We start from the raw sequence: 14,322 nt of genomic DNA, 5'->3' as shown, positions 1-14,322 counted from the left end.
CGGCAGCCCACCGCGTCGCGCGGCACCGGGCAGGTCCGGCCGCCCCGCGTGCGAGGCGCCGTCCCGGGGCGGCGAGGGGTGGCGGATTCTCGCCACGGCACCACTCGCCACCTCCGATGCCACCGTCCGGCACACGAATTGGCGAGGCTGTCGCTCACCGGATCCCCCGTCGACCCAGGAGACACCTGTGAGACGCAGCAGATCGTGGTGGCGAACCGCCACCGCAGTCACGGCCGTTGCCCTGCTGGGCATCGGTACCCCCGCGGCCACCGCCGACGACTCCGCGGACGGTGCGGCCCCCGTCACCTCGGACACCGCGGACCCCGGACGGCCCGTCACCGTCACCCTGATCACCGGTGACATCGTCGACGCCCGTGTCGACGCGGCCGGCCGGGTCCTGTCCGCGGCCCCGCGCACCGCAGACGGCACCGACCACCCCGCCGCCGTCTGGCAGGACGGCGCGCACACCTACGTGTTCCCGCAGGGCACCGAGCGGTTGGTGGACGCGGGCAGGCTCGACGCCGCGCTGTTCGACATAGGCAAGCTGGTGTCCGACGGCTACGACGACGCCCGCACCGACACCCTCCCCGTCATCGTCGCCTACGAGGGCGGGCGCACCCCCCGCAGCGCCGCCCCGGGCACCAGGACCACCGCCGGCCTCGACTCCATCGGCGGCGCCGGTCTGGCCGTCACCAAGACATCCGCCGCCGACGCCTGGAAGGCCCTCGCCCCGCAGGAGGGGCGGGCCAAGGCCGCCGCCGGCGGCATTCGCAGGATCTGGCTCGACGCCAGGGTGCGGGGCACGGCGGCCCCGGCCCTCGGCACCCCGACCGTCCCGCTCACCGGTGCCACCACCGCGCACCGCGCCGGGCTCGACGGCTCCGGGGTGAAGGTCGCCGTGCTCGACACGGGTGTCGACGCGGCCCACCCCGACCTGACCGGACGAATAGCCGCGTCCAAGGTGTTCGTCAACGCCCAGGACGGCGAGGACCGCACCGGCCACGGCACACACACCGCCTCGACGATCGCGGGTACCGGCGCGGCCTCGCACGGCAGGTACGCCGGCATGGCGCCCGGGGCCGGCCTCCTCATCGGCAAGGTGCTCGGCGACGACGGCTCCGGCAGCCTCAGCGGAATCGTGAACGGCATGGAGTGGGCCGTCGACCAGGGCGCCGACATCGTCTCCATGTCACTGGGCGCCGACGGCTCCACCAGCTGCAGCGGCCCGGACGTCGACGCGGTGCAGAAACTCAGCGACAAGGCCCTGTTCGTCATCGCCGCGGGCAACGCCTCGCTGCGCGGCACCGTCTCCACACCCGGCTGCGCACCGAAGGCCCTCACGGTCGGCGCCGTCGACCGGAAGGACCACACCGCTTCCTTCTCCAGCCGCGGCCCGTCCGTGGACGGCCTCAGCGCGAAGCCCGACATCGCCTCCCAGGGCGTCGACGTCGTCGCCGCGAGGTCGGGCGGCCGGGGCGAACAGGCGTACCGGTCGATGTCCGGGACCTCGATGGCCACCCCGCACGTCGCGGGTGGCGCCGCGCTGCTTCTCCAGCAGCACCCCGAACTCACCCCGGCCCAGCTCAAAGGGGTGCTGACGGCCTCCGCGGCGCGCACCGACGCGCCCGTCCTGGACCAGGGGTCGGGCCCGCTCGACGTCGCGCGTGCGACCACCCAGCCGGTGGTCGCCGAACCCGTCCCGCTGCTGGGTGACTTCGCGTACCCGCAGGCAGATCTCGACGCGGTCGAGAAGCAGGTCACCCTGACGAACATCACCGACAAGCCCGTCACCCTCGTCCTGACCGTGCAGGACGTGCGCGGCGACGACGGAACCCGGCTGTCCCGCTTCGCCACGCCGGCCGAGCGCCTCGTCACCGTCCCGGCGCACGGCGACGCCGGCGTCCCGGTCCGGATCGATCCGTCGGCCCGCCTGGACGCCGGTGACTACGGCACCGTCACCGGGCGCCTCGTCGGCACCGGCGCGCACGGCACCCGTGTCACCGTCCCGTTCGGCGTGCACATGGAGGAGCCCTCCGCGGACCTCACGGTCAAGGGCCTGGACCGGCACGGCGACCCGGTGGACTCCCTGTCGACGTTCCAGCTGTTCGACGACCACCGGGACACCGCGAAGCGGTACACCCTGGGCTACTCCGCGGCCGGCAGCACCACGATCCGGGTGGCGCTCGGCACCTACGCCCTCGGGGGCGTGATCATGACGCGTGACGTGGCGGGCAACGTCGGCAGCGTGGCGTCCGTCTCCCAGCTGTACGACGCCGAGCTGAAGGTGACCGGCGACACCGCCGTCACACTCGACGCACGCGACGCCCGCGAGGTCAGCTGGGACACCGACCGGCCCAGTGAGCCGGCCGGATTCGCCCTCGGGACCACCTTCGGACTCGACACGAGCAGGAAGCTGCTCGCCGGCTACGTCCCGACCGTGCCGTCCTATGTGAAGGGGATCTACGCGCAACGGACCTCCGGCGACGACCGGCTCACCTTCCTCGCGTCCGCACGGCAGGTCGCCCCGCTCGCCGAGCTGAGCACCCCCGACGGCCGTGTCCTGGACTCGCTTCCGCTGCAGAAGGCCACCGAGTTCGACGGGAAGGGCTCCGCCGAGGTCGTGGCCGTGGGCAAGGGCACGGACGAGAACTTCGCCGCCCACGACCTGAAGGGCAGGATCGCCCTGGTCGACGCGGGCACCGGTGGAGGCAACGGCTACACCTGGGCGACAGCCGCGGCGAAGGCCGGTGCGGTCGGCGTCCTGGCGGCGGTTCCCGACACCGAGGGCCGGTTCCAGATGTCCGGGGCCGAGGGAGTGCAGCAGGCCTCCGTCACCTGGGCCGACTCGCTGGCTCTGAAGGCGCGGGCCGGCCAGGGCAAGGCCACCGTGCGCTGGTCCGGCACCGCGACGGCGAAGAGCCCGTACGTCTACAACCTGGCGTACGTCTCGCGCGGCGCGATCCGTCCGGGCGGCAAGCGGGTCCACGACTCCGCCCTCGCCGTCCGGGACGCCCGCTACCACGTGCAGAACGCGGGCGACACGACCTACTGGTCGGACGTCCAGGTGGGGCTGCCGGGCATGCCGTCGGTCTGGGCCGGCGGCACCACGCTGGGGATGAGGGCGCCGCAGGCGCGCACCGAGTTCTTCACCCCGGCCGGCTCGGAGGGGCTGACCTGGACGACGCTGATGCGCCGTGACCTCGGCGTGTACGAGGGCACCGCCTACGACGGCCCGCACACGGTCGAGAAGGGCAGGGAGACCGCCAACTGGTACAAGTCGCCCTACGGCCCGGTCCGCAACACCTACGCCCGGACGATGATGACCCGTGACGGCAACCGCCTCTCGTACGTCATGGCTCCGTTCGGTGACGCGGGAGGGCACGACTCGACCCTGAGCCGGGGCGACTACGGCACCCGGCAGCTCCTCGTGAACGGCGAGCCGCAGGCCTCCACCGCGGGTATGTTCACCGTGCCCCAGGAGAAGGCGGAGATCACGTTCCGCCAGACGTGGCGCCGCCCCGTGTCGGCCGCCGACCGCACGGGCCTGGCCTACGGGACCGAGTGGACGTTCTCCTCCGGCGCAGCCGACCAGGGCGCCCAGCGCCTGCTCGTCCCGGTCATCGACGTCGCCAGCGACCTGCGCAACACGCGTCCCGCCGGTGAGACGACCACGATCGGGATCGGCGCCGTCGTCGACGGCGCCGACGCCCCCGCGACCCTGGAGGGTGCGACGCTGGAGTACGCCTACGGCGACCAGAGCACCGTCGAGGCGGTCTCCGGCTGGCACACGGCACGACCGGTGCACGCGCACGGAACCTGGGAGGCGAAGCTCCCGGCGGACGCGCCCGCGGGCAGCTTCGTGCACCTGCGGGTCACCCTCACCGACAGCCGCGGAGCACGGGTGAGCCAGACACTGGTCCGCGCGTACGAGGTGCGCTGAGGTTCGGTGGTGGTCCGGCGGCCTCCGCGCGACGCGGAGCCGCCGGTCCGGTCCGCCTCCTCACGTGACGGACTCTTCGAGCGGCCCCGGGCGCCGGGTCCCGGTGCCCGGGGCACGGTTCACATCGTCGGGGCCTGCTTGATGAACGTGTCCAGCACCCCGTCGGCCACCTTGACCGGGCCCTGCGGACGGGTGGTGCCCGGGATGGTGGTGAACGCCGCGGCCTGCTTCGCCAGGGCCGCCGCCCTGGTGAAGTCCGACTGGCCGTCGCCCGAGTCGGCCCGGTCCCGCAGGCCGTCCAGGGTGGCGTCCAGCGCGCCGCCCCACACGTCGAGGGCGTCCAGCCAGGGCTTCGTCTGCGCCAGGAAGGCCGGGTCCCGCACACCGGAGCGGATCTGTTCGGGAGCGCCGGCCAGTACGTCGGCGTACGCGCCGAGCTTCCGCAGCGCCTCTTGCCTGCGGGCGGGGGACCCGCTGTTCCACGCCTGGGTGAAGTCCGCCAGCCTCGCGCTCAGTTCGGGTGCCTGCGGCTGCCAGTTCGTGTCGCCGAAGGTCGGCGCGAGATGTTCCGTGTCGAAGAAGGCCAGCAGGGCCCGGGCCGTCGCGGGGTCACCGCCGGCCAGGTAGCCGGCCGCCGCGCGCCAGGTGCGGTCGGGGTCGTAGTCCTCGTCGTTCCAGGCGAAGGACGCCCCGCCGAAGAGAGCGACCTTGCTGGGCGCGGCCTGGTTCATCGGGTTGAGCACGATGCCGCTCAGAGCCTTGTGAAGCCCGGCTTCCCGCTTGTCGTACGGGGCCATCAGCAGCCGGCCCGCCGTCTGCCCGTAGTCGTTGACCGGATAGTTGTCCCAGAGGAACACCTTGCGTCCCCAGACGGTGGAGGCGGCCTGGGCGTCCTCCACGCTGATCGAGGGGGGAACGACGTCGGTGCCCGTCCACTGCACGATCACCTTCGGGTCCAGTCGCTCACGCAGCACGGACTTGTACGCGGAGTCGGCCGTGTCGGAGTACTCCGTCGGCACGAACTGGAGCGGCTCGGCATCCGCGTGGGTGTCGATGAAGTCGTGCTGCACGGCGTTGAGGAGGTCGGACTGCGCCCGGCCCGCGCTGCCTCTGCCGGGGGCGCCGTACTTCTCCTGGTCGGCGTCGCAGTTCCACCTGGTGTAGCTGATGTCGTCCAGCGCCACGTAGAAGCTGCGGGCGCCCTGGTCGTAGAGGGTGCCCAGCTTCTCCTTCAGGGCGCTCACGTCCGCCTGGTCGCTGTAGCAGACCGACAGTCCCGGGGAGACGGCGTAGGTGAAGTCGACGTGGTGTGCGGTGGCCTGCTCGATCAGCCCACGCAGGTCGGCCAGCTTGTCGGCGGGGTAGGGCTCGCGCCACTCCTCCCGCAGATACGCGTCGTCCTTCGGCGTGTAGATGTAGGTGTTGGCCTTGACGTCGCCGTAGAAGGCGAGCTGGTCCAGCCGGTCGGTGTGCGACCAGGGCGCGCCGTAGAAGCCCTCGATGCTCCCGCGCAGGGGCATGGCCGGGTGGTCGGTGATCGATACCGCCGCCAGGGTGTGCTTCCCGGTCACCAGCTGCCGCAGCGTCTGGGCGGCGTAGTAGATGCCGTCCCCGTCGTTGCCGGCGAGCACGACGGTGTCTCCCCGGGAGGCGAGGGAGTAGCCCTCCGGGACCAGGGAGCCGGGCACGGTGCCGCCGGTGGCGCGCAGGGCGGCGGCCACCGCGCGGTCCTTGACGGAACCCGCCACGACGGTCAGCGTCGGTCCACGGCCGGGCGGCGCCGAGGCGAAGGCTCCGGCCGTGCTCGTGGTGATGTGACGGGCTCCGGCCGAGGCCAGTGCCTTCTTGATGACTCCGGTGCTCGGGGCGTCGACGTCGTCACCGAGGACGAGGCGTACGCGGTCCGGGACCCGGAGGTCCCGGCCGGCCGACTTCATCTGCTGCGGCGTGGGGGTGACGACGGGCCGGCCTGCGGAGGAAGGGCCGCCGGACGAGGGCGGCGCCGTGGTGGCCGCCGGCTCTCCGGCCGCCCGGGCGGGAGCGGAGAGCGTACCGAGGGCCAGTAGAGCCGCGGCACCGAGAAGGGGGAGACGGGGGACTCGGGGGAGACGGTACGGATGACTTCGAGGCATACGGGTCACTGCACCTCCACGAAAGTGGACCACTGCATTCAGGTGGTGGAGTGGTCTAAACCACCACTCGTGAGCGCCGGTGTCAAGATCAAGCTCCGAGAAAGAGCGCACCGGTCCCTGACGGGGTGTCGGTTTCTGCGGGTCCGCCCCGAACCGGCCCGGGCGGTGCGACGGGTGCCGGGCCTAGACTCGCTCCATGCTGAGACTCGGAGTCCCCGCCATCGGTGTTGCGGACATTCCCCGCGCGGTGGCCTTCTGGACCGCGGCCCTGGATCTCGTAGCCTCCCGTGAGGCGGAGAGCGAGACGTGGCGGTTCCTCGACCACGCCGACGGCTCCGGCCGTGCCCTCGGGCTGATGCGCACTACGTCCCCGGCCGAGCCCCGACCCCGTGTCCACCTGGACCTCTATGCGGAGACGCGGGAGGAGCAGCAGCGCGAGGTGGCCCGGTTGACCGCTCTCGGTGCGCGGGCCGTCGACTGGGACCTCTATCCGCCGGACCCCGACTTCGTCGTTCTCGCCGACCCGGACGACAACATCTTCTGCGTGGTGGACCTGGGCCACGTGCCCGGAGGGAGTGAGCGGAGGGCGTCCTGACCATGCTGGATACGAGGCGGACACGGGAGCCCGGCTGACGGGCCCGGCCGGTCGCACGTGAGGCGCCGGGATCCGGGAGCAACCTCAGGCGGCGCAGCAGAGGGTTGCCGGGTCGGACCGGGGTGAGACGCGGGCCTCGGCCGCGCATACGGGAACGGTGCTCGGGGCCGCCGGCTGCGAGCGGTTCCGTGCGAACACGACCAGTCGCAGCACCGCGAACCTCCCTGCGCCGGCGAAGGCGGAGGCCGACAGGTAGACGACCTGCTGGAGTGCTGCACCCGGGTCCGCCGCCAGTTGCTGCAGGACCACCATCGCTATGCAGGTCACCGCATACGCGGCCACCGCCGATCCGGCCGACTGCGCATGCTGGCGCCACGTCGCGCGTCCGCCCGCGCCGAAGGTGAAGCGGGCGTGGAGCTCGGTGGAGAGAAGCGTGGAGACCACCGTGATCATCGCATTGGCGAGAGCCCAGGGGACCCATGAGGCGAGGGCCGTCACCGCGAAGCCGGCGGCGATCCCGACTCCGCCGCCACAGAGAGCGAACCGGGCGAAGGCGGTGAGGGCCCCTGGCGCCGCCTGCTTCCCGCTCGCTGCTGTCTCCATGGCCCGACCCCCTTGTGTGTGACTTCGTGACGAGCGCACCGATGGCGGTCACGCCGGGCACCTCTCCCGGTGGCATCAGTATGGCACACAAGTGACGCCATTGGAGAGTCTTTATGGCGCCATGCTTGGTGAGTGGTGGTGTCAACATGAGGGGAGGGACCTGAAAGTGCAGCTCAGTCGCTGTGCGGGATGCGCCGAGCTCCAGGCCCCGGCCGACCGTCGCCCTGCCGGCTCCGCAGACGGTGACAGAGGGCAGTGAGCGCCGTCGCGGCGCGGGGACGGCGGTCAGCGAGCACCGTCGCGGCGCGGGGACGGCGACCTCGGCTCGGGCGCTCCGTGGGCGTTCTGTCACCGGCCCGGAGTGCTCGGGGCCGTGCTGCAGGCCCTGGACGAGCACCATGGCGGCCGAGGTTGTCCCCCCGGTCGGCTGCGGGCCGGTGATTCTGTCGCCCGGGTTGGTATCAGTCCGGCAGGCCGCCCGGAAGCGGCCAGCCGGTGTACGCCTCGGCGAGGTAGGTGCGGCCGGCACGCGACTCGACGACCGTACGCAGCTCGCCCATCTGGCGCATGCGGTCGAAGCCGCTCGCGCCGGGCTGCAGATGCAGCATGCTCGTCATCCACCACGAGAAGTGCTGGGCCTTCCAGATGCGCTGCCGCGCGGTCTCGGGAAAGGCGTCGAGCAGGGTCTCGTCCCGGTCCAGCAGGAGCGCCCGCAGGGCCTGGGTGAGCAGGACCACGTCGGCGACGGCGAGGTTCATGCCCTTCGCACCGGTGGGCGGCACGGTGTGCGCCGCGTCGCCGACGAGGACGACGCGGCCGCGCCGCATCTCGTGTGCGACGAAACTGCGGAAGCGCAGCACGTCCCGCTGGAAGATGCGGCCCTCGCGGAGGGTGGTGCCGGGGACGCGCGCCTGGAGCATCTCCCACAGCTGCTCCTCGGTGTACGCCGCGGGGTCGGTGTCCGGGGAGCACTGGACGTACATGCGCTGCACGTCGGGGCTGCGTTGGCTGATCAGGGCGAAACCGTCGGGGGAGTTGCTGTAGATCAGCTCCTCGGAGCTGGGAGGGGCCTCGCACAGGATGCCGAACCAGGCGAACGGATACTCCCGGAAGGAGCCCCCGTACGCACCTGTCACGGCCTCGCGGACGACGCTGCGTGAGCCGTCGGCGCCGACCACGACGTCGGCCTCGATCTCGACCGCGTTGCCCTCGGCGTCCTTCCCGATCACGCGCGGCCGGGCCGTCTCGGTGTCCTCCACCCGTGTGGCGGTCACGCCGAAACGCAGGTCCTGCCCGGCTGCGAGCCGGGCGGCCACGAGGTCCTTCAGCACCTCGTGCTGCGGGTAGAGCCATACGGCCCGGCCGACGGTGTCGGTGAAGTCGATGCGATGCCCCTCGCCGGCGAAGCGCAGTTCGATGCCCTCGTGCTTCTGCCCGGCCGAGAGGACACGCTGCGACGCCCCCGTCCCGGTGAGGATCTCCACGGTGCCCTGTTCGAGGATCCCGGCCCGGATCGTGGTCTCTATCTGCTCGCGGGTGCGGGAGTCGACGACGACCGACTCGATGCCGCACCGGTCGAGCAGGTGGGACAGCAGCAGGCCGGCGGGGCCTGCGCCGACGACGGCGACGCGGGTGCGTTCGGGCATGACGTCTCCTTCTACGCGGGGTTGGGATGCAACAGGCGGTGGAGTAAAGGGAGTTTGGTGCCAGCGAGGCCCGTTGGCGACGCCGGATGCCATTGAACGGGAAGCGGGTCTCGGGCGGCAGGTGGAAGGCAGCAGGCGGAAGGCGGCCCCTGGCCCCTGGCAGGCGCGCAGGCGCGGGCTCCCGGTGCGCTTACGGGCGCTGTGCCCCCAGCGCGGCGGTGATGCCCGCTGCCGCGGCGCGCAGTTCCTCGATCGCGGGTCCGTACGGCGCGTCCCGGGGCAGCACGACCGACAGCGCTGCGACCACCTGGCCGGGGCGCTCCCGTACCGGGACGGCGACGCCCGTCGACACGCCCTCGACCGAGCCCGGAGCCACGACCACGCCTTCGCGGCGGATGCGGGCCAGGTGACGGCGCAAGCGCGCAGGATCGGTCACGGTCTCGGGAGACACGGCTTCGAGCGGCCCGGCCAGCACGCGTTCCCTGAGGTCCTCGGGGCCGTTGGCGAGCAGGACGAGCCCGGACGACGAGGCGTGCAGCGGCAGACGGCCGGCGACCCGCGCGATGTTCGCGCCCCCCTTCGGGTGCGACAGGCGCTCGACGAAGAGCGTCTCGCCGTTCTCCACCACCGCGAGCTGGGTGTGTTCCCGGATGCGGGCCTGCACGCGCTCCATGAAGGGCAGCGCCGCCTGCCGCAGGCGGAGCGCGCGTGAACCGCGCAGAGCCAGCTCCCACAGCCGCATGCCCAGGCGTACCCGCTGGTCCTCGTCCCGCTCCAGCAGCCCGCACTCCACGAGGTCGGTCACCATCCGGTGAGCGGTGGACGAGGGGAGCCGCGCACGTCGCCCGATCTCGGCGGGCGTCTGCACCGTACGGTCCGTGTCGAACGTCTCCAGGACGCGCACGATCCGCTCCGTGAGGGTCTCCCCGGAGGGTGAGTTCGCCATCGTCCGTCTCCGCTCCTGCTCCGCGCCGCCCGGCGGCGGTGGAAACCGCCGGCCCCGGATCGTGCCGCACCGGCCGCCGATCGGCCGTACCGCGTCCCGTCGGGCCATTCTCCGCCGAAGGCCCATCAGGACTCCCGGATGATCCGGAGAAGCACGGCCTCCGCGGCGCCCATCGCCCCGATCACCGTGCACGCCCTCGCTGTCCGGATGTCCGTGCGGGCGGACGCCTCGATCTCCCTGTCCGTCGGCGCCCCGCTCACCGGTGGCACCATGTTGCTGCGGTTCCTCCACGCCGCCGCGCCGTGGAGGGTGATCCACGGGACGTCCGTCCTGGACTTCCGGGACCGCACCCGGTGGACACGCGTCGGCCCCCCGGAGGCGTACTGGGTCCGACGCCTGCAGGGGCCGGCGGCCGGCCCCGCGCCCACGCGGTCCCGGGACGGAGTGTCAGGAGCGGGTCCGGCACAGGGCCTGGTCCACGAGCGCGGTCATCGCCCCCTGGGTCTCCTGGCCGCCGTCGCTGTTGACGTACACCACGGCGGTCCGGGCCCCGCCCCGGGTGGCGCCACCCCAGGTGCGATAGCCGAGCAGGTTGCCCGGATGGCCGAAGTAGCTGCCGCCGCAGGACAACTCGATCTCGCCGAGGCCGAGTCCGTAGCTCACGCCCGGGTCAGGCGTGGGCACGGTGGTCGTCATCTCGCCGAGCTGGTCCCGGTGCAGCAGACGGCCGCCGAGCAGTGCGGCGTAGAACGTGTTCAGGTCGTGCGTGGTGCTGATGAGGGAGCCGGAGCCGACGGCCATGCTCGGATCGAGCACCGTGACGTCGCTGCCGACGCCTGCGCCCGTACCGAACGCCGTGTAGGCCTGGGCGTGCGGGCCCGGGATCCACGGGAAGGTGCCGGGCACGAAGGTGCCCTCCAGGTTCAGTGGGCGGATGATGCGGGCTTCGACCTCCCGTGCCCAACTCTGACGGGTGACCTTGTGGATGATCATGGCGGCGAGCATGTAGTTGGTGTTGGAGTACGACCAGCCGGAGCCCGGGACGCGAGCCCGTCGCATCGCCGTGGCCACCAGCTCCTCGGGGGTGTAGGTGCGGAACCGCTCGGCCCGATAGCCGTCCGCGCTGTTCAGCGCGGGTACCTCCGGCAGTACCTCGGGGATGTGGCTGGTGTGCTGGAGCAGGTGCCGCACGGTGATCCGGCTGCCGTCGTTGCCGTTGCCCCGGACCACTCCGGGCAGCCACTTCTCGACGGTGTCCTCCAGGGACAGCCGCCCTTTGCCGACGAGCTGCAGCACGACCGTGGCGGTGAAGGTCTTGGTGGCGCTGCCGATCCGCAATCTGCCGTCCCACGGCATCGGGCGCCCGGTGCCGGTCCGGGCCGTCCCGGCGCGCGCTCTCTCCCGTCCGGCCGGTGACGTCGTCTCCGCGGACACCCCGACGGCCCCGGTTCCGTGGATCACGTCCACCTGCTGTCCGAGCGGGCCGGTGCCCTGCGGCTCCGTCGCGGCCGCAGGCGCGGCCGATGCGGCGAGGAGGACGCAGGCCAGACCGGTGGCGAGCAGGTGACGGCGCCTTCGTGGCAGATCCTTGATCATTTCACGTCCGTTCGAGTCGCCTGCGCGTTCAGGGGCCGCTCAGGCGGTGGCCGCGGCTGTGTCGCCCCCGAGCCGCTGGTGGCGACCATCCCACCAGCGGAGAGGAGGGCCGGCCCATCCGGCTGTCCCCCTGGCATGCCGTCGTGCTGCCCTCAGGACGCGCCGGGAGTTCCCGCCATGCGGGTGCTGGGGGATGCCCCAGGATCCCGGACCTGAACAGCGAGGACGAGCGGCCCCCGACCGGGGCACTCGCCCGGGGAGCGGCGTGTGGCGGCACCTGCCCGCGCACGGTCGTCGTCAGGTGCGCGGCCCGGCGCCGTGGAGCAGGGTCTCGATGAGGCGGGCGGCGAGTGTGTCGGTGTCGATGCCGGTGTCGTCCGGGCTTCCGTGGAGGGACTCTCCGAGGAGTGCGTAGTAGACGCGCCGCACCCAGTGGAGGTCGGCCGCCTCGTCGATGAGCTTGTCCGCCCGCGCCCGTTCCAGCACCGTGATGCATCGCCGGGCGATGTCCTGGTGGAGAGCGGCCGCTTCGCTGCCCGGGTCGGCCGGGAGTTCCAGCGCGAACGCCCAGGCGCCCTTCACCTCGAGGACGTTGGCCGTGATCCGGTGGAGTGCCACCAGCGGAGGGGCGGTGTCGGGCCGGCCGTCCTCCACGGCCTGGGCGAGTTGGCGGGCGGCGGAGGAGGCCAGCGCGTCGATCAGTGCCTGCCGGTGGGCGAACCGTCGGTGGATCGTGGTCCTGGCCACCCCGGCCGCGGTCGCGATCTGCTCCATCGTCGCGCCGGGATCGGTGGCGAGCACGCGTTCGGCCGCCTCCAGGATCGCGCGCACACTGCGCTCCGCGTCCGCCCGCAACGGCCGTGCCGCTGACTCACTCATGGCGCCTCCCACTCATCTGATCGACGACAAAACAATACATCGATGCGCCATCTTCAGAGAAGCTGCGACATTGGTGTTGCAGTTACAGAGAAAGTGGGTACGATTCCGTATCAGTTGCTCGTCGATTTGAAGGGGTCTTCCTGTGCACAGTGCAGCGCTCATCACCGGCGCCTCATCCGGACTCGGCGCGGAGTTCGCCGCGCAGCTCGCCGCCCGCGGGCACGATCTGATCCTGGTGGCGCGCTCCGAGGACAAGCTCACCGCCCTCGCCGAGAGGCTGATCGCGGAACACGGCATCCGTGCCCATGTCCTGGTCCAGGACCTCGCCGAGCCCGATGCCGCCCGGCTGATCCACGGCCGGCTCGCCGCCCGGTCCCTGACCGTCGGCCTTCTCGTCAACAACGCCGGGTTCGGCACGTGCGGCCGATTCGAGGAGATATCCGCTGACCGTGACCACGACCAGCTGATGGTCAACGTCGTCGCGCTCGTCGACCTCACTCACCGCCTGATGCCCGGAATGCTGGAGCGCGGCTCGGGCGCGATCGTGAACGTCGCCTCCACCGCGGCCTTCCAGCCCGCCCCGTACTTCGCCGTCTACGGCGCCGCCAAGGCGTTCGTGCTGAACTTCGGGCTCGCCCTGCGCCAGGAGTACCGCAACCGCGGCATACGCGTGCTCACCCTGTGCCCCGGCCCGGTCGACACCCCCTTCTTCGATGCCATCGGCACCCGTAAGGCGGCCGTCAACGGCTCGATGACCACACCCGAGCCGGTGGTGCGCGCCGCTCTTCGCGCGCTCGACCGTGACCGCGGATACGTCACCCCCGGACTCGGCAACGCCCTGGCCGCGCATCTGCTGCCGCGCCGGCCGCGCACCCTGGTCGCCGCCGTCGCCGAACGCGTCACCCGTAAGGTCCTCAGCCCCCCGGACGTCGCCCCGCGGACCGAGGAGTACGCGGCATGAGTTCGGCCACCGCACCGGCGGCGGGTGCCGCAGCCGCGATGCTGCTCGTGGGCACGTCGACGGCGGTGTCCGCGACGATCGCCGACTACCCCGTCCTCAGCGGGCAGGCCCTGCGATACGCGCTCGCCGCCGCGATCCTCCTCGCCGTCGTACGCCGCCGGCGCTTACCCCGCGCCGGTCTGACGCCCCGTGACTTCCTGCTCCTGGCGGCTCTGGCCGCCACCGGTCTGGTCGGCTTCAACATCTTCCTCGTGGAAGCGACCCGGCACGCGAGTCCCGCCATGATCGGCACCGTGGTCGGCATGATCCCCGTCGTCCTCGCCCTGGTCGGGCCCCTGACGCAGCGCCGCCGTCCCACCGCCCGGATCGTGGGCGCCGCGGTCGTCGTGACCCTGGGGGCCGCTGTCGCCGCCGGGCTCGGCGGCGGCAGCATGCACGGTGTGCTGCTGTCGCTGGGAGCACTCGCCGGCGAGGTCGCCTTCTCCCTGCTCGCTCTGCCTCTGCTGCCCAAGCTGGGCCCCCTGAGGGTCGCCGCCTACCCCGCGGCGCTGTCCGTCCCCGCGCTGCTGGCCGCCGGTATCGCCTTCGACGGCGCGAGCGCCCTGCGCCTGCCCACGCCCACCGAGGCGGCGGCCTTCGGCTATCTCGGCGCGCTCGTCACAGCCACCGCCTTCTTCCTGTGGTACGACGCACTGCGCCGGCTGGGCGCCGACCGTGCCGGGCTCTTCGCCGGACTCGTCCCGGTCGGGGCGCTGCTCACCACGGTCGTGCTCGGGCTGGGGGAGGTGGGCCCCGCCGATGTCGCGGGCGCTCTGCTCGTCGCCGCAGGCGTCGCCGTCGGGCTGCGGCCGGCGCCGGCGGACGGTGCACGTCGCGGACCGGCGGTCCTGTCCGAAGCCCCGGACACGGCGAAGGCGGTCCTGTCCGAAGCCCCGGATACAGCGAAGGCGGAACGGAACTGACCGCGGGGGTCCGGCCTCGCACGGGCGGGCGAGCCTCCGACCACCCCGGCCCGGCCCGGCCG

At 72.5% G+C, this 14,322-nt stretch carries 11 protein-coding genes; 4 read left to right on the top strand and 7 right to left on the bottom strand.

What is annotated here, in order from left to right; genetic code table 11:
* Nucleotides 1-187 precede the first annotated feature (187 nt).
* Entirely contained in the window at nucleotides 188-3,940 is a 3,753-nt protein-coding gene (locus tag ACIRJR_RS00905) for a S8 family serine peptidase (protein WP_403771802.1), read from the top strand.
* A gap of 119 nt (nucleotides 3,941-4,059) precedes the next feature.
* Here the strand turns inward: ACIRJR_RS00905 and ACIRJR_RS00900 are convergent, their stop codons facing one another.
* Nucleotides 4,060-6,072, bottom strand: coding sequence for a beta-N-acetylglucosaminidase domain-containing protein (locus tag ACIRJR_RS00900; RefSeq protein WP_403771799.1), 2,013 nt, complete (start codon nucleotides 6,070-6,072; stop codon nucleotides 4,060-4,062).
* Nucleotides 6,073-6,268: 196 nt separating this feature from the next.
* Here ACIRJR_RS00900 and ACIRJR_RS00895 point away from each other — a divergent pair, with 196 nt between their 5' ends.
* Nucleotides 6,269-6,667, top strand: coding sequence for a VOC family protein (locus ACIRJR_RS00895; protein ID WP_403771796.1), 399 nt, complete (start codon nucleotides 6,269-6,271; stop codon nucleotides 6,665-6,667).
* An 84-nt stretch (nucleotides 6,668-6,751) separates the two neighbouring features.
* Here the strand turns inward: ACIRJR_RS00895 and ACIRJR_RS00890 are convergent, their stop codons facing one another.
* The 6 genes from ACIRJR_RS00890 to ACIRJR_RS00865 form a co-directional block, all read right to left on the bottom strand.
* Nucleotides 6,752-7,270, bottom strand: coding sequence for a hypothetical protein (locus tag ACIRJR_RS00890; RefSeq protein ID WP_403771793.1), 519 nt, complete (start codon nucleotides 7,268-7,270; stop codon nucleotides 6,752-6,754).
* Between the two features lie 461 nt (nucleotides 7,271-7,731).
* A complete protein-coding gene (locus ACIRJR_RS00885; RefSeq protein WP_403771790.1) occupies nucleotides 7,732-8,916 on the bottom strand; it encodes a 4-hydroxybenzoate 3-monooxygenase in 1,185 nt (394 codons plus the stop codon).
* A 190-nt stretch (nucleotides 8,917-9,106) separates the two neighbouring features.
* Nucleotides 9,107-9,862, bottom strand: a complete 756-nt coding sequence (locus ACIRJR_RS00880; protein WP_403771787.1) for an IclR family transcriptional regulator — start codon at nucleotides 9,860-9,862, stop codon at nucleotides 9,107-9,109.
* A 125-nt stretch (nucleotides 9,863-9,987) separates the two neighbouring features.
* Nucleotides 9,988-10,134, bottom strand: coding sequence for a hypothetical protein (locus ACIRJR_RS00875; protein WP_403771784.1), 147 nt, complete (start codon nucleotides 10,132-10,134; stop codon nucleotides 9,988-9,990).
* A 175-nt stretch (nucleotides 10,135-10,309) separates the two neighbouring features.
* Nucleotides 10,310-11,458 carry a serine hydrolase domain-containing protein gene (locus tag ACIRJR_RS00870; protein ID WP_403771781.1) on the bottom strand — a complete coding sequence of 383 codons (1,149 nt, stop codon included), beginning with the start codon at nucleotides 11,456-11,458 and terminating at the stop codon, nucleotides 10,310-10,312.
* Nucleotides 11,459-11,755: 297 nt separating this feature from the next.
* Nucleotides 11,756-12,337: a TetR/AcrR family transcriptional regulator gene (locus tag ACIRJR_RS00865; RefSeq protein ID WP_403771778.1), complete on the bottom strand. Its 582-nt coding sequence runs from the start codon at nucleotides 12,335-12,337 to the stop codon at nucleotides 11,756-11,758.
* A gap of 142 nt (nucleotides 12,338-12,479) precedes the next feature.
* Here ACIRJR_RS00865 and ACIRJR_RS00860 point away from each other — a divergent pair, with 142 nt between their 5' ends.
* The gene (locus tag ACIRJR_RS00860) at nucleotides 12,480-13,298 is read left to right on the top strand and encodes an SDR family NAD(P)-dependent oxidoreductase (protein WP_403771775.1); all 819 of its coding nucleotides are present in this window, start codon (nucleotides 12,480-12,482) and stop codon (nucleotides 13,296-13,298) included.
* Entirely contained in the window at nucleotides 13,295-14,260 is a 966-nt protein-coding gene (locus tag ACIRJR_RS00855; RefSeq protein WP_403771772.1) for a DMT family transporter, read from the top strand. The genes ACIRJR_RS00860 and ACIRJR_RS00855 overlap by 4 nt, the downstream gene beginning before the upstream one ends.
* Nucleotides 14,261-14,322 lie beyond the last annotated feature (62 nt).

It is taken from the genome of Streptomyces sp. NPDC102402 (assembly GCF_044765765.1).
In the GTDB taxonomy this organism is placed as follows: Bacteria; Actinomycetota; Actinomycetes; order Streptomycetales; family Streptomycetaceae; genus Streptomyces.
The sequence above is the reverse complement of the archived record's forward strand: the minus strand, read 5'-3'. Positions and strand labels throughout refer to the sequence as shown.

Bases quoted from the DNA above. Each gene is read 5' to 3' on its own strand.
- ACIRJR_RS00900 (WP_403771799.1), bottom strand. From the start codon at position 6,072: ATGCCTCGAAGTCATCCGTACCGTCTCCCCCGAGTCCCCCGTCTCCCC.
- ACIRJR_RS00895 (WP_403771796.1), top strand. From the start codon at position 6,269: ATGCTGAGACTCGGAGTCCCCGCCATCGGTGTTGCGGACATTCCCCGC.
- ACIRJR_RS00890 (WP_403771793.1), bottom strand. From the start codon at position 7,270: ATGGAGACAGCAGCGAGCGGGAAGCAGGCGGCGCCAGGGGCCCTCACC.
- ACIRJR_RS00885 (WP_403771790.1), bottom strand. From the start codon at position 8,916: ATGCCCGAACGCACCCGCGTCGCCGTCGTCGGCGCAGGCCCCGCCGGC.
- ACIRJR_RS00880 (WP_403771787.1), bottom strand. From the start codon at position 9,862: ATGGCGAACTCACCCTCCGGGGAGACCCTCACGGAGCGGATCGTGCGC.
- ACIRJR_RS00875 (WP_403771784.1), bottom strand. From the start codon at position 10,134: ATGGTGCCACCGGTGAGCGGGGCGCCGACGGACAGGGAGATCGAGGCG.
- ACIRJR_RS00870 (WP_403771781.1), bottom strand. From the start codon at position 11,458: ATGATCAAGGATCTGCCACGAAGGCGCCGTCACCTGCTCGCCACCGGT.
- ACIRJR_RS00865 (WP_403771778.1), bottom strand. From the start codon at position 12,337: ATGAGTGAGTCAGCGGCACGGCCGTTGCGGGCGGACGCGGAGCGCAGT.
- ACIRJR_RS00855 (WP_403771772.1), top strand. From the start codon at position 13,295: ATGAGTTCGGCCACCGCACCGGCGGCGGGTGCCGCAGCCGCGATGCTG.